General features: G+C 67.6%; 17 protein-coding genes. 9 read left to right on the top strand and 8 right to left on the bottom strand.

Going from position 1 to position 21,662, the window contains the following annotated elements; translation table 11 throughout:
• The first annotated feature begins 69 nt into the window (after positions 1 to 69).
• A complete protein-coding gene (locus ACFOPO_RS17715) occupies positions 70 to 1,527 on the top strand; it encodes a mannitol dehydrogenase family protein (RefSeq protein WP_386704977.1) in 1,458 nt (485 codons plus the stop codon).
• Between the two features lie 3 nt (positions 1,528 to 1,530).
• Here the strand turns inward: ACFOPO_RS17715 and ACFOPO_RS17720 are convergent, their stop codons facing one another.
• The 6 genes from ACFOPO_RS17720 to ACFOPO_RS17745 all read right to left on the bottom strand — a co-directional run bounded on the left by ACFOPO_RS17720 (position 1,531) and on the right by ACFOPO_RS17745 (position 10,874).
• Positions 1,531 to 3,144, bottom strand: a complete 1,614-nt coding sequence (locus ACFOPO_RS17720; protein ID WP_386704979.1) for an ABC-F family ATP-binding cassette domain-containing protein — start codon at positions 3,142 to 3,144, stop codon at positions 1,531 to 1,533.
• A 172-nt stretch (positions 3,145 to 3,316) separates the two neighbouring features.
• Positions 3,317 to 4,381, bottom strand: a complete 1,065-nt coding sequence (locus ACFOPO_RS17725; protein WP_386704981.1) for an SMP-30/gluconolactonase/LRE family protein — start codon at positions 4,379 to 4,381, stop codon at positions 3,317 to 3,319.
• On the bottom strand, positions 4,381 to 7,065 hold the full coding sequence (gene galB / locus ACFOPO_RS17730) for a beta-galactosidase GalB (RefSeq protein ID WP_386705018.1): 2,685 nt from the start codon (positions 7,063 to 7,065) through the stop codon (positions 4,381 to 4,383). Before galB ends, ACFOPO_RS17725 begins: the two co-directional genes overlap by 1 nt.
• A gap of 35 nt (positions 7,066 to 7,100) precedes the next feature.
• Positions 7,101 to 8,522 (bottom strand): glucuronate isomerase, encoded by a 1,422-nt coding sequence (gene uxaC, locus ACFOPO_RS17735; RefSeq protein WP_386704983.1) that lies wholly within the window; start codon positions 8,520 to 8,522, stop codon positions 7,101 to 7,103.
• 22 nt (positions 8,523 to 8,544) lie between these two features.
• Positions 8,545 to 9,546, bottom strand: coding sequence for an endo-1,4-beta-xylanase (locus tag ACFOPO_RS17740; RefSeq protein ID WP_386704985.1), 1,002 nt, complete (start codon positions 9,544 to 9,546; stop codon positions 8,545 to 8,547).
• 23 nt (positions 9,547 to 9,569) lie between these two features.
• A complete protein-coding gene (locus tag ACFOPO_RS17745) occupies positions 9,570 to 10,874 on the bottom strand; it encodes an MFS transporter (protein ID WP_386704987.1) in 1,305 nt (434 codons plus the stop codon).
• Positions 10,875 to 11,333: 459 nt separating this feature from the next.
• On the opposite strand from ACFOPO_RS17745, the gene ACFOPO_RS17750 reads away from it, so the two are divergent.
• The 5 genes from ACFOPO_RS17750 to ACFOPO_RS17770 all read left to right on the top strand — a co-directional run bounded on the left by ACFOPO_RS17750 (position 11,334) and on the right by ACFOPO_RS17770 (position 18,500).
• Positions 11,334 to 14,339 (top strand): TonB-dependent receptor, encoded by a 3,006-nt coding sequence (locus ACFOPO_RS17750; protein WP_386704988.1) that lies wholly within the window; start codon positions 11,334 to 11,336, stop codon positions 14,337 to 14,339.
• Positions 14,340 to 14,481: 142 nt separating this feature from the next.
• Complete coding sequence (locus ACFOPO_RS17755) at positions 14,482 to 15,966, top strand: MFS transporter (protein ID WP_386704990.1); 1,485 nt, start codon at positions 14,482 to 14,484, stop codon at positions 15,964 to 15,966.
• Positions 15,967 to 16,001: 35 nt separating this feature from the next.
• Positions 16,002 to 17,018: a glycoside hydrolase family 43 protein gene (locus ACFOPO_RS17760; RefSeq protein WP_386704992.1), complete on the top strand. Its 1,017-nt coding sequence runs from the start codon at positions 16,002 to 16,004 to the stop codon at positions 17,016 to 17,018.
• A complete protein-coding gene (locus ACFOPO_RS17765; protein ID WP_386704994.1) occupies positions 17,008 to 17,829 on the top strand; it encodes an aldose epimerase in 822 nt (273 codons plus the stop codon). Before ACFOPO_RS17760 ends, ACFOPO_RS17765 begins: the two co-directional genes overlap by 11 nt.
• A 113-nt stretch (positions 17,830 to 17,942) precedes the next feature.
• Positions 17,943 to 18,500 (top strand): lipocalin family protein, encoded by a 558-nt coding sequence (locus ACFOPO_RS17770; RefSeq protein ID WP_386704995.1) that lies wholly within the window; start codon positions 17,943 to 17,945, stop codon positions 18,498 to 18,500.
• 15 nt (positions 18,501 to 18,515) lie between these two features.
• Here ACFOPO_RS17770 and ACFOPO_RS17775 read toward each other — a convergent pair whose 3' ends face one another.
• Positions 18,516 to 18,725, bottom strand: a complete 210-nt coding sequence (locus ACFOPO_RS17775) for a dodecin (RefSeq protein ID WP_386704996.1) — start codon at positions 18,723 to 18,725, stop codon at positions 18,516 to 18,518.
• 223 nt (positions 18,726 to 18,948) lie between these two features.
• Between ACFOPO_RS17775 and ACFOPO_RS17780 the strand changes: the two genes are divergently transcribed.
• Together ACFOPO_RS17780 and ACFOPO_RS17785 are read left to right on the top strand one after the other, a co-directional pair.
• Positions 18,949 to 19,158 (top strand): hypothetical protein, encoded by a 210-nt coding sequence (locus ACFOPO_RS17780; protein WP_386704998.1) that lies wholly within the window; start codon positions 18,949 to 18,951, stop codon positions 19,156 to 19,158.
• Between the two features lies 1 nt (position 19,159).
• Positions 19,160 to 19,465 carry an antibiotic biosynthesis monooxygenase gene (locus tag ACFOPO_RS17785; RefSeq protein WP_386705000.1) on the top strand — a complete coding sequence of 102 codons (306 nt, stop codon included), beginning with the start codon at positions 19,160 to 19,162 and terminating at the stop codon, positions 19,463 to 19,465.
• 9 nt (positions 19,466 to 19,474) lie between these two features.
• Here the strand turns inward: ACFOPO_RS17785 and ACFOPO_RS17790 are convergent, their stop codons facing one another.
• Positions 19,475 to 21,019: a phospholipase D family protein gene (locus ACFOPO_RS17790; protein WP_386705001.1), complete on the bottom strand. Its 1,545-nt coding sequence runs from the start codon at positions 21,017 to 21,019 to the stop codon at positions 19,475 to 19,477.
• 165 nt (positions 21,020 to 21,184) lie between these two features.
• On the opposite strand from ACFOPO_RS17790, the gene ACFOPO_RS17795 reads away from it, so the two are divergent.
• The gene (locus ACFOPO_RS17795; RefSeq protein ID WP_386705003.1) at positions 21,185 to 21,622 is read left to right on the top strand and encodes a hypothetical protein; all 438 of its coding nucleotides are present in this window, start codon (positions 21,185 to 21,187) and stop codon (positions 21,620 to 21,622) included.
• Positions 21,623 to 21,662 lie beyond the last annotated feature (40 nt).

Consider the following 21,662-nt stretch of genomic DNA (forward strand, 5'->3'; position numbering starts at 1 on the left):
GGGATGACGGACATGGTGGAATCCCCGCCTTCGCGGGGATGACGGGGTTGGACTCCTTGAAGGAAACGTATGTCCCACCGCTTGAACCAGGCTGCACTCGCCACACTGCCGCCCGACGTCATTCGTCCCGCCTACGATCGCGCCGGCACCCGTATCGGCATCGTCCATATCGGCGTGGGCGCGTTCCATCGCGCCCACCAGGCGGTCTACCTCGACGACGTGCTCGCCAGCGAACCGGACTGGGCGATCTGCGGCGTCAGCCTCAACAGCCGCGACGTGCGCGACGCGCTGCAGCCGCAGGACGGCCTGTACGCACTGGCACTACTCGGCCAGAACCCTTCGCTGCGCGTGATCGGTTCGATCCGCGAACTGCTGTTCGCCCGCGAGCAGCGCGAGCAGGTGCTCAAGCGCCTGGCCGACCCGCTGGTGCGCATCGTCACGCTGACCATTACCGAGAAGGGCTATTGCCTGGCCGGCGGCGACCTCGACCTCAGCCATCCGGAGATCGTCCACGACCTGGCCTCACCGGATGCACCGAACGGCGCCATCGGCTACGTCGTCGCCGGACTCTCGGTACGGCGCAAGCTGCACCTGCCGCCGTTCACGGTCCTCAGTTGCGACAACCTGCCCGAGAACGGCCGCAAGCTCGCGCGCGCCGTGGTGCAGTTTGCGTGGAAGCTCGATCCCGAGCTCGCGCGCTGGATCGAGGCCGAAGTGGCCTTCCCCTGTTCGATGGTCGACAGCATCACACCGGCCACCGACGACGCATTGCGCGAACGCGTCGCCGCACAGCTGGGCTGCAGCGACGCCTGGCCGGTGCAGCGCGAGGCCTACACGCAGTGGGTGGTCGAGGACAGCTTCTGCAACGGCCGGCCCGCGTTCGAGAAGGTTGGCGTGACCCTCAGCGGCGACATCGCCGGTTACGACCGCGCCAAGCTGCGCCTGCTCAACGCACCGCATTCGGCGCTGGCCTACCTGGGCGCGCTGATGGACATCGAGACCGTCGCGCAGGCCATGGCCACGCCGGTGCTGGCCGGCTTCGTCGAGCGGCTGATGCACGACGGCATCGTGCCGAACGTGAAGGCGCCGGCGGGCTTCAATGCCGGCGCCTACGTCGAGGCGATCCTCGCGCGGTTCCGCAATCCTGCGATCCAGCACCGCTTGCTGCAGATCGCATGGGACGGCTCGCAGAAGCTGCCGGTGCGCCTGCTGGGCACCATCAGCGATGCACTCGCCGCGGGCCGCCCGATCGACCTGCTGTGCCTGCCGGTGGCGGCGTGGATGCAGTTCGTTCGTCGACAGGCGCGCATTGGCGTGGCGCTGGTCGATCCGATGGCGGAGATGCTGGTGGAAGTCGGCCGCGCCACGACCGGCGATGCCAACGACGACGTCGCAAGGTTCCTGGCACTGGATTCGATCTTCGCGCCACTCTCGGCCGACGCGCGTTTCGTCGATGCGGTGCGTGACGCCTACGCCCGACTGGGCGACGGCACGCCAGCCGCGGTCTGGCGCGCCCTGTCGGACTGACGCCTAGAGCAGCGTCAACTGCCAACCCTGTGGACGCGCCTCGAGCCGTGCATCCAGCGCCAGGCGTTGCAGGAATGCTTCGTCGTGCGACACCACCACCATCGCGCCGGGATAGCGCAGGAGCATGAGCTCCAGCGCTTCGACCGAAGCAAGGTCGAGGTGGTTCGTAGGCTCGTCGAGCAACAACAGCTCGGCGGGCCGGGTGCGATACACGGCGCACGCCAGCGCGACCTTGAGGCACTGACCGCCGCTGAGCCGATGGTTGGGCGTCAGCACCGCTTCGGCCGGCAACCCCAGCAGTGCCAGGCGTGTTCGCAGCTCGGCCTCCTCGGCGGACGGATTGGCCTGCGATAGCGACTGCAGCGGTGTCGCATCCGCGGCCAGCGTTTCCAGTTGCTGGCCCAGGTAGGCAGTGGGCACATGGACCTCGCAGCGGCCGCCTGCCGGCGCCACCGAGCCGGCCAGCAGCTTCAGCAACGTCGATTTGCCGCTGCCGTTGGCGCCCACCAGGCCGATGCGCTGGCAACCGCCGATATCGAGATCGAGCGGATGGGACGCCGCGGCCCCGAACGGCACCAGCACCTGTTCCAGACGCACCGCGCGGCGTTGCGACGCCGCAGGCGGCATGGGCGCGAACAACGCCACGCCCGTCTCGGACTCGACGTGCCGGGCCGCTTGCTGCACGTCGTCGGCGAGCTTGGCGGAAAGGTCGGCGTGCCGGTGCTGCAACTTGCCGGCGCTGGCCTGGCTCCACTGCTTCTGGTTGCCCAGCAGGATCTTCGCCTGATTGGCGTCGCGCGCCTGCCTGGAATCGCGCGACTGGCGGCGTTGCTGGCGCTCGCGCTCCTCGCGCATGCGGGCTTCGCCGCGGCGGCGCTCGACCTTCACCCGCGCCAGCTCACGTTCGGCTTGCTGCTGCTGGCTTGCACGCTCCCGTGCGTACAGCGAGTAGCCACCGGCATAGTCGCGCAATCCGGCCGGCGTCAGTTCGAGGATTCGCTCCATCGATTCCAGCAGTTCGCGGTCGTGGCTCACCACCAGCAATCCGCGCGGCCATTGGCCCAGCTGGTGCAGCAACGCGCTGCGCTGCTCCCGGTCGAGGTGGTTGCTGGGCTCATCGAGGACGAGGTAATCGGCTTCGCCGAGCCGCGCTGCAAGCAGCGCGACACGCGTCAGTTCGCCACCGCTGAGCGAGGCCGCGGGAAGGTCCGCCCGCAGCTTGCCGAGGCCGCACTCGATGAGTCCGGACTGGATGCGTTCGCGCATGTCCCAGCGCTCCGCGACGAGGTCGAAATCCGCTACGTCCACGCTGCCGGCTTCGATCCGCGCAAGCGCGTCCAGCACCGGCTGCACGCCGGCGATGGCGGCGACGCTGGCGCCGTGGGCAGGCACGATCTGCTGCGGCAGGTAGTGCACCGATCCCGCACGCAGGCAGTGCCCGGCGGTCGGCGCAAGGTCGCCGGCGAGGATGCGCGCGAGCAAGCTCTTGCCCACGCCATTGCGACCGACCAGGCCGGTGCGGCGCTGGTCGAGCTGGACATCGAGATCGGTGAAAAGCGGCCTGCCATCGGGCAGGACAAATGCGACGCGCTCGAGCGCGAGCAAGGGCGAGGTCATGCGGACTCCAGGTATGCCATGGGCCGATCCACCCGGATGGGATGGAGGCGGTCAGGCCGTCAGAACGACGGCGGCATCACTGGCGCATGGCGCAACACCTCGGAGAGACGTGGAGAACGGGGCGATTATAGCGAACGAAGCCGCGGCTACCTGCCGCGGCCGGTTGCTCCGGTCAGTCGCCGTTACCGGTCGGGTGTCCGAACCCCAGCCCGGTCACCGCCACTCGCACGCGCGCGACAAACGTGTGCGAGGTCAGGTACAGCGTGCGGCCGTCGTCGCCGAAGGCACAGTTCGACACGCGGCTGCCGGTTTCGATCAGGCCCAGCCGCTTGCCGTTGGCATCCATCACCAGCAGCCCGCCGGGCGCGCTGGCGAACAGGTGGCCGTCGCTGGAGATGCACAGCCCGTCCGGCGCGCCGCTGGCGCCGGCGGCGACCAGGTCCGATGCATCGGCCAGCACGCGCCGGTCGAGCACGTTGCCGCGATCGTCCAGCCGGTATGCCATCCACACCGGGCGCTTTTCGTCCGAGTTGGCCACGTAGAGCGTGCGCTGGTCGGGCGACAACGCGACGCCATTGGGGAAGCGCAGGCCGCCTTCCAGCAGGTGCACGGAACCGTCGCGGTCCAGGCGGTACACGCCATTCGCGGCCTGCTCCTTCAGCGGCGATTCGTCGATGCCCTTCAATCCGTAGGGCGGATCGGTGAAGTACACCGAGCCGTTGCCGTGGCGGACGACATCGTTGGGGCTGTTGAGGCGCTTGCCCTGGTAAGCAGCGGCAAGCGCGGTCTTGTGCTTTGTCGCCGGGTCGAGGCGCGCGATCAGGCGCGAACCCGAGTCGGCGAGCAGCACCGTGCCTTCCGGTTCGACCTCCAGCCCGTTCGCGCCGGCCTCGCGCAAGCCTTCCACATCGGTGCCGCCGTAACCCGATGGCTTGAGAAACACCGACAGTCCGTCGCGCGGCGACCAGCGATACATCGTGTTGCCGGGCACGTCGTTGAACAGCAGGTAGCCGCCGTCGCGCATCCACAGCGGCCCTTCGGACCAGGTGAAGCCTTCAGCGATCCGCTCGATGCGCGCGTCAGGCGCGACGATCGAGCGCAGCGCGTCGTCGTAGACGATGATGTGTCCGACGGTCGGATACGTGCGCGTGGCGGCGGTATCGACTGCCGGTGTGCATGCGCCTGCTGTCGCCAGCAGCGTGATGAGAAGCGTGGCGCGGAGCGGGAGGCGGCGCATCAGCGCACCTGTACCGTGGATTGCGCGGCCTGCAGTTGCGCCGACGTCGCACGCAGCGTGACGGTGCCGGCCTGGCCCGGCTTGCTGCGAAGGACCACCAGTGCAAGGCCATGGAATGCGTTGCGCTGGTGCGACGGGAACGGGGTCATGTCGGTCGGATCTCCATTGTCGGTGGCAACGATCTCGGCGGGGCCTTCGACGCTGAATTCAACCAGCGAAGCGGCATCGGGCACGGGCTGTCCGTCGCGGTCGAGTATGCGCAATGTCACGAACGACAGGTCGCTGCCGTCGGCCCGGATTTGCCGTCGATCCGGCTGCAGGTCCAGCGTTGCCGCGGCGCCGGCCGTGCGCGTGCGTGCCTCGGCCCAGGGCTTGCCGTTGCGGTAGGCCTGTACGCGCAGTTCGCCGGGCTGGTACACCACGTCGTCCCAGCGCAGGCGGTACTCGTACGGGCCCTTCTTCCGGCGCCCCTGCGACTTGCCGTTGACGAACAGCTCGGCCTCGTCGCCGGAGGTGAATACATGCACCGGCGTGACCTGGCCCTCGCGTCGCGGCCAGGTCCAGTGCGGCAGCAGGTGCGCCATCGGCAGGTCCGGGCGCCAGCGCGCCTGGTACAGGTAGAAGCGGTCTTTCGGGAAACCGGCGAGGTCGACGATGCCGGAGTAGGAACTGCGCGAGTCGTAGTAGGGCGTCGGCTCGCCGAGGTAATCGAACCCGGTCCAGGCGAACTCGCCGGCGACATAGGGGTTGCGGTCGAGCGAGGCGAAGACCTTGTCGGCGCTGGAGCCGAAATCCACCGCGTGCAGTTCGTACGCGCTGACCTGGCGGATCTTCGAATCGCCGCCACGGCCGTCGCGGACCGGCGCGCTGGTCTCCTTCGTCACCGGGAACAGATACACGCCGCGGCTGCTCAGCGCCGATGCGGTCTCGGTGCTGACGATCGCCTTGTCGGGGAAGCGCGCGTGGAACGCCGGGTACTGCGGCGGCGTGCGGATGCGCTCGGTGCCCTCGAACTCGGGCGTGTCGCGGATGCCTTCGCCCTGGTAGTTCAGGCCGATCACATCGAGCACCGCCGGCAGCGGCATGTCCGGCTTGGCCCAGTTCATGGCATTGGTGGTCGGCCGGGTCGGGTCTTCCTCGCGGACGATCTCGTGCAGGCGCTTGGCGATCGCCGCGCCGGCTTCACCGGTGTACTGCTCGCCGACCTCGTTGCCGACGCTCCATGCAATGATCGACGGATGGTTGCGGTCGCGGCGCAGCATCGCGCGCAGGTCGGGCTCGTGCCAGTCCTTGAAGATCAGGTGGAAATCGAGCGGCGTCTTCTTGCGCTCCCAGGAATCGAACACTTCATCGACCACCAGGAAACCCATGCGGTCGGCCAGCTCAAGCAGCTCCGGCGCCGGCGGGTTGTGGCTCATGCGCACGGCATTGGCGCCCATGTCGCGCATGATCTCGAGTTGCCTCTCGGCCGCGCGGACGTTGAAGGCGGCACCCAGCGCACCGAGGTCATGGTGGTTGTTGACGCCGCGGATGACGATGCGCTCGCCGTTGACGATCAGCCCCTCGTTGGCGTCGAAGCGGACCGAGCGGATGCCGAAAGGTGTCTCGTAACGGTCGACGATGCGGCCGCCGCGCGAGACCATTGTGATGGCGACATAGCGGTTCGGCCGCTGTGTCGGCGGCGGGCCCCACAGCCGCGGGCGGGCGAGGGTGGTCGTGCCGGTGACGGTCGCACTGGAACGAGCGGCGACACTGGTGCGCATTGGCGCGATGCGCGCGACCACATCGCCGGTTCGCTGGCCAGACTCGTCGAGCGCCACGATCTCGGTGGCAACTTCGACGTCAGTGCTGCGTCCGGAATCATTGTCGACGGTCGCATCGAGCTGGATCGTCGCCGCGTCGGCCGACACCTGCGGTGTCGTCACACGCGTGCCCCAGTGCGCCACGTGCAGCGGGTCGACCTTGCTCAGCCAGACATTCCGGTACAACCCGCCGCCGGGATACCAGCGCGCCGAATCGGGCGGGTTGTCGAGGCGGATCGCCAGCTGGTTGTCGCCACCGGGCTTGAGGTGCGGCGTCAGGTCTACGCGCCACGAGTTGTAGCCGTATGGCCAGCCGCCAACGAGATGGCCGTTGAGCCACACCGTCGCGTACGACATGGCACCGTCGACATCGAGGAAGACCGAGCGACCACGATCACTCGACGGAATGTCCAGCTTGCGCCGGTACCAGCCGATGCCCCAGCTCGGCAGTCGGCCCATGCCGCCGTACGGGCCTTCGCGCAGGAACGGCCCGGCGATGGCCCAGTCGTGCGGCAGGGTGACCTGCTGCCAGGCGCGGTCGTCGAATTTCGGCTGCACAAACGGGACGTCGCTACCGGGGTCGCCGGCCGGCCGCACATGACGCCGCGACGGGTCGCCGATGAAGGCGTTGCCGCTGGGCAGGATCCAGGGCTTGAGCACGCCCTGCGCCTGCGCAGCGACCTGTTCGGCCTCCTCGGGACGCGCATCGGCGGCCTTGCCGTCCTGGTTGTCCGTCACCTTCGGCCGCACGTCGTAGTCCAGCCGCGTCGACAGCCCGGGCGGGTCGCCCTGGTGGAATCGCCAGCCACCGTTGATCGGGATGCGCTCGCGCGCTGACGCGTCCCCCGCATGTGCGGTCGTGGACGCAATCAGCACCAGCATCGGCGCCACCACGAAGCGGAGGCGGCGCAACAACCTCACAGCTTGTAAGCCTGCTTCGGCAGGCGATAGGCCAGGTCGACGGCAAGCTCGGCCGCTTCGTCCTCGTCCATGCGGTGTTCGCTGACCAGCTTGGCCAGGAACGCGCAATCGACGCGGCGCGCCACATCGTGCCGTGCCGGAATCGACAGGAACGCACGCGTGTCGTCGTTGAAGCCGACCGTGTTGTAGAAGCCACCGCTGCTGAGGGTCTGTTCGCGGAAGCGCCACATGCCTTCGGGTGCGTCATGGAACCACCACGCCGGGCCGAGGAACAGCGCCGGATAGTGACCAGCCAGCGGCGCCAGTTCGCGCGCGTAAGTGCTCTCGTCGAGGGTGAACACGATCACGCGCAGGCGCGGATCGTTGCCGAAGCGGTCGAGCAGCGGCTTGAGCGCGTTGACGTAGTCGGTGCGCATCGGCATGTCCGCGCCCTTGTCGCGGCCGAAGCGTTCGAACAGGCGCGCATTGTGGTTGCGGAAGCAGCCGGGGTGTATCTGCATCACCAGGCCGTCGTCGAGGCTCATCGCCGCCATCTCGGTCAGTACCTGGGCGCGGAACAGTTCGGCTTCGGCCGCGCTCGCACCGCCGCGCGACACCTTCTCGAACAGGCGCCGCGCTTCGTCGGCAGGCAGGTCGGCGGTGGCGGCGGTCGGGTGGCCGTGGTCGGTTGACGTTGCACCCATCGCGGCGAAGGCGGCACGGCGCTGGCGGTGCGCGCGCAGGTAGCCGTCCCAGGTGTAGACGTTCTCGCCGGTGATTTCGCCGAAGCGCTCCAGCGACGCAGCGAACTCCTCGTGCTCCGGGTCGACCACCGGGTCCGGGCGATAGGCCGTGACCACGCGGCCCGGCCAGCCGCTGGCGCGGATCTGCGCGTGGTGCTGCAAGGGATCGAGCGGCGATTCGGTGGTCGCCAGCAGCTCGATGCGGAAGCGGTCGAACAACGCACACGGCCGGAATTCCGGCTGTTGCAGCGCTGCCGTGATGTGGTCGTAGTAGCGGTCGGCGCTGCCGGCATCGAGGCGCTCGCGCAGGCCGAACACTTCGTGGAAGACGTGGTTGAGCCACATCGACGACGGCGTGCCGCGGAACAGGTGGAAGTTGGACGCGAACAGCCGCCATGCCGCGCGCGGATCCACCGGCGAACGCGAACCGTCGCGGCGCGGGATGCCCAGTGCGTCCAGCTCGATGCCCTGGCTGTAGAGCATGCGGAACACATAGTGGTCCGGGATCAGCAACAGTTCGGTGGCGTTGGCGAAGGCCTCGTTGCCGGCGAACCACGACGGATCGGTGTGGCCGTGCGGGCTGATGATCGGCAGCTGCGCGACCTGGCCGTACAGGCGTCGCGCGATCGCGCGTGCGCCGGATTCGGCGGGGAACAGGCGGTCGGGGTGCAGGTCCAGTACTTTCGTGGTGCTCATCGTGCGGTTCTCTTCGTTGCCATCACTTCGCGGTTGCGGTGGAGGAAGCAGGTCCGGTCACGCCGCGCACATAGCCGCGCAGCCACGACAGCGCCGGCCGTTCGCTGCCGTCCCTGCGCACCAGGTAGGCCTTTTCCTTGGTGCGCCACATGCCCGGGCGGAAGCCCCACAGCGTGATGCCCTTGACCCCCGGATGCTCCCAGAACACCGGGAAGATCCGCTGGTAGTCCTTGAGCTGCTGCGCGTCGGTGGCGCCGTCGATGTCGAGCTCGGTCACGTAGATCGGCAGCCCGGTCGCGGCCAGGCGATCGAGGTTGGCGCGATGGACCGACATCGGGATGTCGGGCTTGGTGGCGAAGGCGTGGCCCTGCACGCCGATGCCGTCGACGAGATTTTCCTTGCGCAGCAACTCGATGATCTCGAGGTAGCGGCGGGTGTTCTCGTCTTTGTTGGTGATGTTGTAGTCGTTGATCAGCAGCTTCGCGTGCGGGAAGGTCCTGCGCGCGAGGCGGTACGACTCGACGATCCAGTCCCAGCCGGTGGCGCCGCTGCCGCCGAGCGCGTTGATGTAGTTGCCGCCGCCTTCGTCGTCCTTGTTGGGCGGGTCGTTCAGTGCCTCGTTGACCACTTCGACGTAGTCCAGGTCCGGGTAGCGCTGCGCAACGGCGGCGAACCACTCTTCGATCTCCTCGCGCTGCTCTGCCGGTGGCAACTTCTCCATCCACTCAGGCTGCTGGTTGCCCCAGACCATCACGTGCATGTGGAACGGGAAACCGTGGCTCTTCGCGAACTTGTACGCCGCGTCCAGCCCGGACCAGTCCATCTGGTCGCGCACCGCTTCGACCGAACCCCACTTGCCGGCGTTCTCCGGCGTGACCTTGTTCCAGTAGCTGTCGAACCCTGCCAACTGGGTCGGGCTGTGGACGCTGCCGAGGAATTTCTGCTGCCCGGCGGCGAGCGGTGCTCCCTGCGCCTGCAGCGTCAGCGGCAGGGCAGCGAGCAGGGCCAACATGAGTGCTTTCATCCTTGCATCCCCCTTGATGTAGGTCATGCGCCCGCTCCATCCAGCTGCGCCGGCTCCAGGCGCGGCGCCAGCAGGTGCACCACCAGCAGCGCGATCAGATAGGCAGACCCCGCCATCAGGAACACCGGCACGTAGCTGCCCGTGGTCTGCAGCAGGAAGCCGGTGAAGGTGGCGATCATCATGCCGCCGACCGCGCCGGCGAAGCCGCCGATGCCGACCACCGACGCCACCGCGCGACGCGGGAACATGTCCGACGTCAGCGTGAACACATTGGCCGACCAGCCCTGGTGGCCGGCCGTCGCCAAGCCGATCAGGCCGACCGCGAGCCACAGGTTGTCGGCATTCGCGGCGAACACGATCGGCACCACGGCCAGGCCGCAGATGCCCATGGCGGTCTTGCGCGCGCGGTTGACGCTCCAGCCCATGCGGATGAAGCGACCGGCAAGCCAGCCGCCGAAGATGCTGCCGACGTCGGCCATCACGAAGATCACGATCAGCGGCAGGCCCAGGCCGAGCAGGGTCAGTCCGTACTCGGCGTGCAGGAACTTCGGAAGCCAGAACAGGAAGAACCACCAGATCGGGTCGGTGATGAACTTCGCGGCGACGAACGCCCACGCCTGGCGATGGCGCAGGATGCGCGCCCACGGCACACGCACGGAAGGCTCCGGCGGATCGCTGCGGATGTAGGCCAGTTCGCCGGCACTGAGCCTGGGCTGTTCCTCCGGCGTGCGGTAGATCACCAGCCACGCCACCAGCCAGGTCGCGCTGAGCGCGCCGGTGACCAGGAACGCCGCCTGCCAGCCCCACGTGGCTGCCACCACCGGCACCATCATCGGCGCCACGATCGCGCCGATGTTGGAGCCGGAATTGAAGATGCCCGTCGCCAGCGCCCGCTCCTTGCGCGGGAACCATTCGGCCACGGTCTTGATCGCGGCGGGGAAGTTGCCGGCTTCGCCGAAGCCGAGCACGAAGCGCGCGGCGGCAAAGCCAATCACGGTGGCGGCGAGCGAATGGCTCATCGCCGCCAGGCTCCAGATGCTGATGGCGATGGCGTAACCCATGCGCGTGCCGAGCCGGTCAATGATCGCGCCGGCGCAGAGCAGGCCGATCGCATAGGCGGCCTGGAAGGCGGTGACGATGTAGCCGTACTCGATCTCGTTCCAGCCGATCTCGGTCTGCAGGAACGGCGCCAGCACGCCGAGCACCTGGCGGTCGATGTAGTTGATGGTGGTGGCCAGCAGCAGCATGGCGCAGATGCGCCAGCGGTACATGCCGACCTTCGCCACCGGCGCCGCGGGGGAGCCTGCGCTCGTGGTTGCCTCGCTCATGCGACCCCCGTCCGGACCTGCGCCAGTGTCGCCGCAGTGCGACAGGCGCGAGGAAAATTGCTGCAGTGCAACGCGTCATGCGCGGGTCTGGCGAATCGTGTCATCGCGGTTTTCCCTGCGTTTTCGCACGCAGTGGAGCTAAGTGTTAGCGCTAGCATTAGCACACGGATCGGGGACCGGGCTACTGCTGTTCGACGGCCGTCACAGACTGAAAATCGCTTCAGGTCCTGCATGTTGCGAAATCTGGCGTGCGGAAAACTCCGGCCGGAAGGGGCGAAATCGCTCATGTTGCTATGCAGCGTGCGGGGCAAAAATGGTAGCGCTACCATCCGCCCGGATTGCCTCAGACGGATTTGTCGCGTCACGAGTGTTGTAGCCAAACAACAAAAACCAAGCCTCGCCTGCGCAGCGACACGGTTCGCGCGCCGGTGCAGACACCAGAAACGGGAGGGGAGTACGGTGCAAACGCATTTCGCAAGAACGGCCTTGTCGCGCGCCTTGGGCATCGCCCTGCTCGGCATGGCCAGCAGTTCGGCGCTGGCACAGGCGCAAGAGCAGGCACAGACGCAGCAGGCGACCACGCAGCAGGCCGGCACGCAGCAGGCACCGACCCAGGTCGCGCAGGCAGACACCGCCGCCACGGCGGCGCAGGCGCCGGCCGGTTCGCAGGATGCGGTCAATCTTGACCGCGTTGTTGCCACCGGTTTCCGCAAGAGCCTGGAGTACTCGACCCAGGCCAAGCGCGACGCCGTCAACGTCACCGACACGGTGTTCGCCGAGGACATGGGCAAGTTCCCGGACCTCAACATCGCCGAGTCGCTCAACCGCATCCCGGGCGTGCAGCTGGCCCGCGACGTCAACGGCGAAGGCCTCAACGTCGCCATCCGCGGCCTCGGCAGCAGCTTCACCAAGACCACGCTCAACGGCTCCTCGATCGCCACCGCGTCGATCGGCCTGAACAACCAGAACCAGAACCGCGAAGTCGACCTCAACCTGTTCCCGACCGAGTTCTTCACCCAGTTGTCGGTCAGCAAGACGCCGCTCGCCAGCCAGCTCGAAGGCGGCGTGTCCGGCGTGGTCGACATGCGCAGCGCGCGTCCGTTCGACAACCCCGGCACGCACCTGACCTATTCGCTGCAGGGCGACTACAACGAGACCAGCGAGGAGTACAGCCCGCGCGGTTCGCTGATCGGCAGCTGGACCAACGCCGACAACACCTTCGGCGCCCTCGTCGGCCTGTCTTCGGTCAAGGGCAAGATCGGCGTGGAAGGCTTCGAGTCGGTCGGCTGGACCAACCCCGGCCTGACCCAGGTGCAGTGCGGCACCGGCACGTCGATGACGATCCAGCCCGCCAACTGCAACGTCGGCGGCGGCGGCAACTGGCGCATCCCCGACCGCGTCCCGACCACCGCCGGCGCCGGCCTGGTCCCGGGCACGCTGATCGACAGCAACTTCCTGCTGGCCAACAACCCCGGCCTGTCGATCCAGCAGATCAGCGAAGCGCTGATCCCGCGCCTCGGCCGTCCGGTGCACATGTCCGGCGACCGCGACCGCGACGCCTTCGTCAGCTCGCTGGAATGGCGTCCGAACGAAAGCGCGCAGTTCTACCTCGACACGATGTACACGCAGGCGCACCGCACCAACGACCGCATCGACATCAACCTGATCGGCCGCAACGGCAACATGATCCCGTTGAACATGCAGGTCGACGCCAACAACGTCGTCACCAGCGCCACCTTCACCAATGCCCAGTTCTTCCTGGAAGCACGCCCGTACATCGAGGACGTGAAGTTCTGGAACGTCAATCCGGGCGGCACGTTCTGGTTCTCCGACGACCTGAAGCTCGACTTCCAGGCCAACATGAGCCGCAGCTGGCTGTTCCGCGAATCGCCGACGGTGCTGGTGAACACGCCGTTCACCACGGTCCAGTACAACAACAACGGCGGCGACACCCCGACCTGGACGACGGGCGTGGATCTCAATGATCCCAACGCCGGTTGGACCTGGGCCGGTGGCCGCGTCAACATCAACAACGAAAAGCGCGTCGTCGAGACCAAGGGCGCCCGCGCCGACCTGCAGTTCGGCGAGGACAAGAGCAACATCCGCGTCGGCATCGCCTACGACGAGGCGTCGCGCCGCATCCAGGGCTTCGACAACAGCGCCGCCTGGGAAGACGCGGCCTGCCGCGGCCTGAACCCCGATGGCAGCGTCCCCAACCCGCGTCCGGCCTGCGTCGGCGGACCGCTGGCGGGCGTGCCGCAGCCGTCGCTGGCGTCGTACCTGCGCCCGGGTCCGTTCGGTTTCGTCACCGTCGACTTCGACCGCTTCAAGAACGACACCAACTACTACGCCCTGCGCGACAACGCACCCGAGTCCGGTTCGTCCAACACCGCCGCCACCACCGGCCTGATCGACGAACAGAACCTGGGCGCCTACGTCGAGGCCAACGGTGAGGCAGAGGTGTGGAACCGTCCGCTGCGCATCAACGCCGGCGTGCGTTACGTCAGCACCGACCAGACCACCAGCGGCCCGGTCCAGACCGGCACGACGCGCGTGTGGCGCACGCTGCAGTCGGACTACGACAAGATGCTGCCGTCGATGAACCTGGCCTGGGATGCAGCCGAGAACGTGGTCCTGCGCATGTCCGGTTCGCGCACGCTGACGCGTCCGAACCCGAGCGACATGCTGCCGAACACCAACTTCAGCGACATCTCCGCGCAGCAGGCCTCGCAGGGCAATCCGGACCTGCAGCCGTACCTGTCGACCAACTTCGACCTCGGTGGCGAGTGGTACACCGGTGCCGAGGGCTACGTCGGCCTGACCTACTTCCGCAAGGACATCGAAGGCTTCACCGTCCTGGGCACGAACACGATTCCGTTCAACGACCTGGGCATCCCGTACGACAGCCTGCTGCCGTCGCAGCAGCTGGCGCTCGACCAGCGCGGCGGCCCGGACAACGCCACCGTCACGGTCCAGCAGCAGGTCAACGCCGACGGCACCCTGAAGATCCAGGGTTGGGAAGCGACGTGGGTGCAGCCGCTCGACCGCCTGGTCGAAGGCCTGGGCTTCACGGCCAACTACACCAACGTCAAGCAGACCTCGGAAGGGCAGGGCGTGCCGGCCGTCGCGATCGGCGTCGCCCCGAACCTGTGGAACGCCACGGCCTACTGGGAGAACGACATCACCTCGGTGCGCCTGTCGTACACCTGGACCGACGAGATGATCACCTCGGGCTTCAACGAGAACGGCATCCCGTACGCCCGTCGCTACCTCGACTCGCGCGGCCAGCTCGACCTGTCGGCCAGCTACACCCTGGCCAACATCCGTTCGCAGCCGCAGATCACGCTCAACGTGATCAACATCACCAGCGAGCCGCTGCGCCAGACCTTCGCGTTCGACAACGCTGCCTACGAGTACTACGAGCCGGGTTACACCGTGCTGCTGGGTGTTCGCGGTACGTTCTGATGCGGTAGTCGGTGGGTAACCACCGCGTGGCCCGCCCGCTGCTTCGGCAACGGGCGAGCCGCGCCATACTGGGGCTGTCAAACCAGGGCCTGGGTCGGGACGCGACGCAGGACGCTTTTCCACCCTCCTCAAGCAGTGGTCAATGAACGGCACATCTGAAATTCTTTCCGTCAGGGAAAAGGTCGGCTACAGCCTCGGCGACCTCGCCGCGAACCTGATCTTCCAGACCCTGGTCGCCTTCCTGGCCTTCTTCTACACCGACGTCTACCGGATCCCGGCCGGCACGGCGGCCACCATCATCTTCATCGGCGGCATGCTCGGTGCGTTCGTGTTCACCCCGATCATCGGCTTTGCCGCCGACCGCACCAACACGCGCTGGGGCAAGTTCCGTCCGTGGATCCTGTGGACGGCGATTCCGTTCGGCGTGTTCTCGCTGCTGGCCTTCAGCACGCCCGACTTGGGCGAGCAGGGGAAGGTGGTCTATGCGCTGGCGACCTACATCCTGCTGGTGATGATCTATGCCGCCAACAACCTGCCGTACTCCGCGCTCAGCGGCGTGCTCACCGGTTCGATGGCGCAGCGCAACAGCCTGTCGTCCTACCGCTTCGTCGCGGTGATGCTGGCGCAGTTCGTGATCCAGGTGCTGCTGCTGCCGCTGGTGCTGATCCTCGGCGGCGGCGACAAGGTGCGCGGCTTCCACAACACCATGATGCTGTTCGCCGTGGTCGGCACCGTGTTCTTCCTGATCACCTTCTTCACCACGCGCGAGCGGATCGTGGCCGCGCCCGAGCACAAGTCGAGCGTCAGGCAGGACCTGGCCGACCTGGCCCGCAACCGTCCGTGGATGGTGATGCTGGCGCTGACCATCCTGGTGTTCGTGACCCTGGCACTGAAGGGCGGCTCGTACATCTACTACTTCCAGTACTACCTCGATCCGGCCGCGCTGGCGAAATTCCTCGAGGACGTCGGCTTCAACCGCCTGATCGGCGGGCTCAATGCCGCGCTTACCGGCATCGGCCTGACCGAGTTCCAATGGCCCAAGGATGCGCCGACCTCGGCGTACAGCATGTTCAACGCCGCCGGCATCATCTCGATGATCGTCGGCATCGGTTTCTCCAAGCGCCTCGCCGACCGTTTCGGCAAGCGGGACGTGTTCGGTGGGGCGCTGTTCGTCTCGACGATCTTCCTGCTGGCGTTCTTCTTCTACCCGCCGACGGCAGTCGCACTGGTGTTCGTCTCGCTGGTGCTGCACGGCTTCTTCTACGGCATCACCATCCCGCTGCTGTGGGCGATGATCGCCGACGTCGCCGACTACTCCGAGTGGCGCAACTACCGCCGCGCCACCGCGATCATCTTCTCGGCGATGTTGTGCGGCCTGAAGATCGGCCTGAGCGTCGGCGGCGCGCTGGTGGCCGGGCTGCTGGCCTACTACGGCTACCAGGCCGGCGAGCCGGTGCAGTCGGCGCAGACCATCGACGGCATCCGCATGGCGGTGAGCATCTACTGCTCGATCCCGCTGCTGCTGTGCGTCGTGCTGCTGTTCCTGTACCAGATCAACAAGTCGATGGAGTCGCGCATCGAGCAGGAACTGGGTGCGCGCAGGCTGCAGGCCGGCAGCGCGGCCTGAATTCCATTTGCAACCCGAACGCGAAGGCAACCGCCATGGCTGACGACATCGATACCGACGAGCTGAAGGCGCTGGCTGCGAAGGCCATCTCGCAGCCGCTGGTCACCCACATCTACACCGCCGACCCGTCGGCGCACGTGTTCGACGGCAGGCTCTACATCTATCCGTCGCACGACATCGATGCCGGGCTGCCGTTCGACGACGACGGCGGTCATTTCGGCATGGAGGACTACCACGTCCTGCGCATGGACTCGCCCACCGGCGAGGCCGTCGACTGCGGCGTGGCGCTGCACGTCAAGGACGTGCCGTGGGCGCAGCGGCAGATGTGGGCGCCCGACGCGGCCAGCAAGGACGGCAGGTACTACCTGTACTTCCCGGCCAAGCGCGCCGACGGCATCTTCCAGATCGGCGTGGCGGTGGGTGCGCGGCCGGAAGGTCCGTTCGTGCCCGAGCCCGAGGCGATCGAAGGCAGTTACTCGATCGATCCGGCGGTGTTCGCCGACGACGATGGCGAGCACTACATGTACTTCGGCGGCATCTGGGGCGGTCAGCTGCAGAAGTACCGCGACAACGCCTACGACCCGGCGCACGTCGAGCCGGCCGATGGCGAGCCGGCGCTGGGCGCGCGCGTCGCGCGCATGAGTGGCGACATGAAGCAGTTCGCCGAAGTGCCGCGCGAAGTGCTGATCCTCGACGAGGCCGGCCAGCCGCTGCGCGCCGGAGACCACGACCGGCGCTTCTTCGAAGCGTCGTGGATGCACAAGCACCAGGGTCGCTACTACTTCTCGTACTCGACCGGCGACACGCACTTCCTGTGCTATGCAGTCGGCGACAGCCCGTACGGGCCCTTCACCTACCAGGGCACGATCCTCACGCCGGTGGTGGGCTGGACCACGCATCACTCCATCTGCGCATTCCAGGGCCGCACCTACCTGTTCTACCACGACTCCATTCTGTCGGGCGGCGTGACGCACCTGCGTTCGATCAAGGTCACCGAGCTGCATTACGACGACGACGGCAAGATCGGGACGATCCATCCGTATGGGGAGTGATCCTCGCGTCGACGCGATGGCTCCGCTGGCGGCGGGCCCGGTAACCACGATTGGCGTGGGCGCAGTGGCGGTCGACATCGCGCCGGAAGCGGGCGGGCGCATCGCGCAGATCCGCGTCGACGGCATCGAACAGCTGGTCGGCCACGGCGACGACAGCGCCGCCATCGCATGGGGCTGCTACCCGATGGTGCCGTGGGCCGGACGGGTGCGGCACGGTCGCTTTGCCAGCGAAGGCCGCCACCATCACCTGCCACTGAACCTGGGTGTGCACGCCATCCACGGCGTCGGCTTCACCATGCCGTGGCAACTGCCATCGCACGGCCCCGACCACGCCGAACTTTCGCTGTCGATGCCGCAGGACGAACGCTGGCCCTTCGGTGGAAGCGCGCACCAGCGCATCGAAGTCGGCCACCGCCACATCAGGCTGACCTTGTCGGCGACCGCAGGCGAGCAGGCGATGCCGGCGACGATCGGCTGGCATCCGTGGTTCCGCAAGCCGGACCGGATGCAGTTCGAGCCGCGCATGATCTACCCGCGCGATGCCGATGGCATCGCCATCCGCCCACTGACCGCGCCAACGCCGGGGCCGTGGGACGACTGCTTCATCAACGACCTTCCCGTGCTCGTCGAGCGCGGTGGGCAGCGCATCCGCCTGACCTCGGATTGCGTGCACTGGGTGGTTTACGACGCGGCCGCGCACGCCACCTGCGTCGAGCCGCAGAGCGGACCGCCGGATGCCTTCAACCTGGAGCCCATCGTGCTGGCACCGCATACGTCGGTCGCGGCCTGGTTCCTTCTTGAGTGGATGTGATCGTCGCGGCACGTTGGCAAAGCTGAATACTGCGCGCGCGCTCGGCTGGTTTCTCACGCCGCATCAACGCCACGATCGGGACCCTGCATCTCCCTGACCTTCCAGGAGATGCCATGCAACGCCTGATCCTCGCAGCAACGCTTGCCACGGCTTCACTGATTGCTCCCGGCGCGCGCGCGCAGGCGCAGGCCAGCACCACGGCCAACGCACCGGTGCCCGCGCTGGACCTGCAGCGCTACAGCGGCCAGTGGCACGAAATCGCGCACCTGCCGATGTTCTGGCAGCGCCAGTGCGTCGGTGACATCACCGCCACCTACACGCCCAAGCCCGACGGCACGGTCGGTGTGCGCAATGCCTGCCGCACCAGCGATGGCACGCGCGACGTGTCCGAAGGCGTGGCGCGACCGGTCGGCGCCAAGCCGGGGCAACTGGAAGTCCGCTTCGCGCCGGAATGGCTGTCGTGGGTGCCGATGGTGTGGGCCGACTACTGGGTGATCGACCTGGATCCGCAGTACCGCTGGGCGGTCGTCGGCGGCCCGGATCGCGACAACCTGTGGGTGCTGTCGCGAACGCCTGGCATGGACCGCACCCTGTTCGAACAGATCAAGGCGCGGGCCACGGCGAAGGGCTACCGGCTGGACGATCTCAAGGTGATGGCGCCGCTGCTGTGAAGCGGCGCGCGCCGGTCATCCTTCCAGCGTGAAGCCGATCTTGATGGTCACCTGCCAGTGCGCGACCTTGCCGTCCTCGACGTGGCCGCGTGTTTCCAGCACTTGGAACCACTTGATGTTGCGGACGGTGCCCGAGGCACGCTCGATCGCCTTGCGGATGGCGTCATCGCAGCTGGTCTTCGACGAGCCGGTCAGCTCGAGCGCCTTGTAGACGTGCTCACTCATGGCCTGGATCTCCGTGGGGGAAGGAAAAACCGGGAAAGAAGCGGAACCTCGCGCCGGCCAATACGCGGCGCGGGTGCGGCCGATCATAGCGCCGCCCGCCCGTGCCCCGGGTGATGCCCCGAGCCTTGAACGAGGTTCAAGGCAGGCTTGCCAAACAATCGCTTTTTCGTCGATTCGTCCGGGTCTAACGTTGCCTTCCACTCAAGGCAACAAGGACTTGGCCATGAACATCTACACCGGTTTGCTGTTCCAGCACGGCTATATCCAGAACCCGGAACTGGCGGTTTCGCTCGCGCAGGATGGCGACGATGCCCAGGCCTCGCCCGGCGGCGTGGTTGCGCCGCGTGATGGCGGCGAGCGCCGGAAGCCGCGCGGGGTGTCGCGTCTCGGCGCGCTCGCCCTGCTGCTCAACGAGCTGATGCTGCCGCGCTGACATGATCGCCCGCCTGTGGCACGGCATCACGCTGCGCGAGGACGCCGAGGAGTACCTGGCATTCCTTCGCCAGCGTGCCGTGCCCGATTACCGCGGCACGCCGGGCAACCTGTCGGTCAGCCTGATGCATCGCGTGGACGGCCGGCTGGCGCACTTCCTGATCCTGACCCATTGGCAGTCGCTGGCGGCGATAGAGGCCTTCGCCGGCAGCGACGTCACCCGGGCGAAGTACTACCCGGAAGACGACCGCTTCCTGCTCGAGTTCGAGCCCGCGGTGGTCCATTACGACGTCGACGCGCCGGCCTAGGTGCGATTCCTAGAGCTGCGACTGCAGCGGCAGCACCTTCATCAGCCAGGCTTGGAAGCGGCGGAAGCCGCTGGCGTCCGGGTCGCGCGTGAAGGTCTGCGTGCCGTCGCTCCACTGCAGCTTGTCGTCCACCCGCTCGACGCGCCAGGCGCGGCTGCCCTGCAGCTGCTCCTGGAAGATGCGTTCGAGTTCCTGCGCCAGCGCCGGATGCGCGACCAGCACGCCCTGCTCGGTATTGATCGAGGTCGAGCGCGGGTCGAGGTTGTAGGAGCCGACGAACACCTGGCGCTCGTCGATGATCGCCGCCTTGGTGTGCAGGCTCGATCCGGACGAGCCACGCAGGCTGAAGCCCGATGCGGCGTCCCGGGTCGGCTTGAGCTCCCACACCTTCACGCCACCGTCGATCAGGTCCTCGCGGTAGCGCGAATAACCGCCATGCACGGCGGCGACGTCGGTCGCGGCCAGCGAGTTGGTGAGCACGCGCACGTCGGTGCCGGCGATGGCCGATGTCACCAGTGATTGCGTGCCAACCTCGCCGGGCACGAAGTACGGCGAGATCAGGTGCAGTTGGCGCTGTGCGGCGTGGATCGCCGGCGTCAGCGTCGACAGGACCGCCGAGCGATCCATCGCGGTTTCATTACCCTTGAGGTTGAGCTTGAGCGGGTCGTCGCTGGCGAACGTCCACTCCGCGGTCCAGTGCATCCGCGTACCGCCGTCGAGAATGCGCTGCACGTCCGGGTCTTCGCGCAGCACCGTTGCATAGGGACTGGCGGCCAGTTCGGCCGGCGTGCCCTGCAGGTCGCCGCGCAGCTTCGCCAGCGCCTCGGGCGTCACCGCGTCGGGGCTGATCGTGGCGATCGGATAATTGCTCGGTGCGTTCCAGTAGCGGTCGAAACTGCCGCTGACCTGGCGCACCGCCGGGCCGACCATGGCCAGGTCGAGGTCGACGAAATTGCTCTCGGCGCTGGCGCCGAAGTACTCGTCACCGAGGTTGCGCCCGCCGACCACCGCGACGCGGTTGTCGGCGATCCAGCTCTTGTTGTGCATGCGGTGGTTGAGCCGGTCGAAGCTTGTGCCCAGCTCGCCGACGCGACTGGCCTTGCCGCTGCGGCTGGCGAACGGATTGAAGATGCGGACCTCGATGTCCGGGTGCGCGTCGAGCGCGGCGAAGCCGGCGTTCTTGGCGCGGGCGTCCATGTCGTCGACCAGCAGGCGCACCTTCACGCCGCGATCGGCGGCGGCCAGTGCGCGCTGGGCCAGCATCTTGCCGGTCAGGTCGGCGTGCCAGATATAGGTCTGGACATCGAGGCTGCGGGTGGCGACCTGGGCGCTGTACATGCGCAGGGCGTAGGCCTCGGTGCCGTTGCTGAGCAGGTGGAAGCCGGACTGGCCGGGATGGCGGGATTCGGCCGGCCCGGTGCGCCGGGCCAGTTCGCCTTCGGCCGCCGGTGGCTGGGCGAAGGCGTCGGGCAGGACCGGCCGCTCGGGCAGGCTGGAGCAGGCCGCCAGCCCCAGCAGGCACATCGTCAGGACAACCCGGGAGATGCGCGTCATGGGCGTTGGCCAGTTGGTTTGCAGTCGGATATCACACGGCATGTGGAGGCACAATGGGCCAACGCCTGGGGTCAGGTTCCCACGCCTCGACTGCGTCGCGGCCGGGACGTGCCGGGCCTAGAATGCGGTGACAGGCAGCACGCCAGGCAGCAAGCAAGGAATCCCATGTCCCGCAATTCCAAGGTCAAGCGCGCGGTTCGCAAGAAGAACGAACCCAAGCGCCCGATCCGCCGCCTTGGCGCCTCGCTGCAGCCGCACGCGCAACTGCTCGACAGCGACGGCAATGCCGTCGGCGGCGTCGGCTGGCGCGACGGCCAGTGGCTGCTGGTCCTGGCCGGGCAGGTGGTCGCCAGCAGCGACAGCGCGGCGATGGCGCTGGCGATGCTGCGCCATGTCGTCGCCGTGCAGGCCGACGCCGGCGTCGAACTGGAACTCCACGCCTCGCCACCGCTGCTGACCGCGGCGGCGCGTGAAGCCGCCGTGCACGAGCAGACCCTCGAGGAGTACCTGGCCGCGCTCGAGAACGAGCGTCGCAGCCGTGACGACGACGATGTCCCGCCGCGTCCCGCTGCCGGCCTGGAAGCGCCGACGCGCCTGCAGTAACGGCGCGCTGCGCTGGCCTGCACGCGCTGCTCGGCGCGTT

Origin of the sequence: Lysobacter sp. GCM10012299 (assembly GCF_042649405.1) — a bacterium.
Taxonomy (GTDB): domain Bacteria; phylum Pseudomonadota; class Gammaproteobacteria; order Xanthomonadales; family Xanthomonadaceae; genus Lysobacter_J.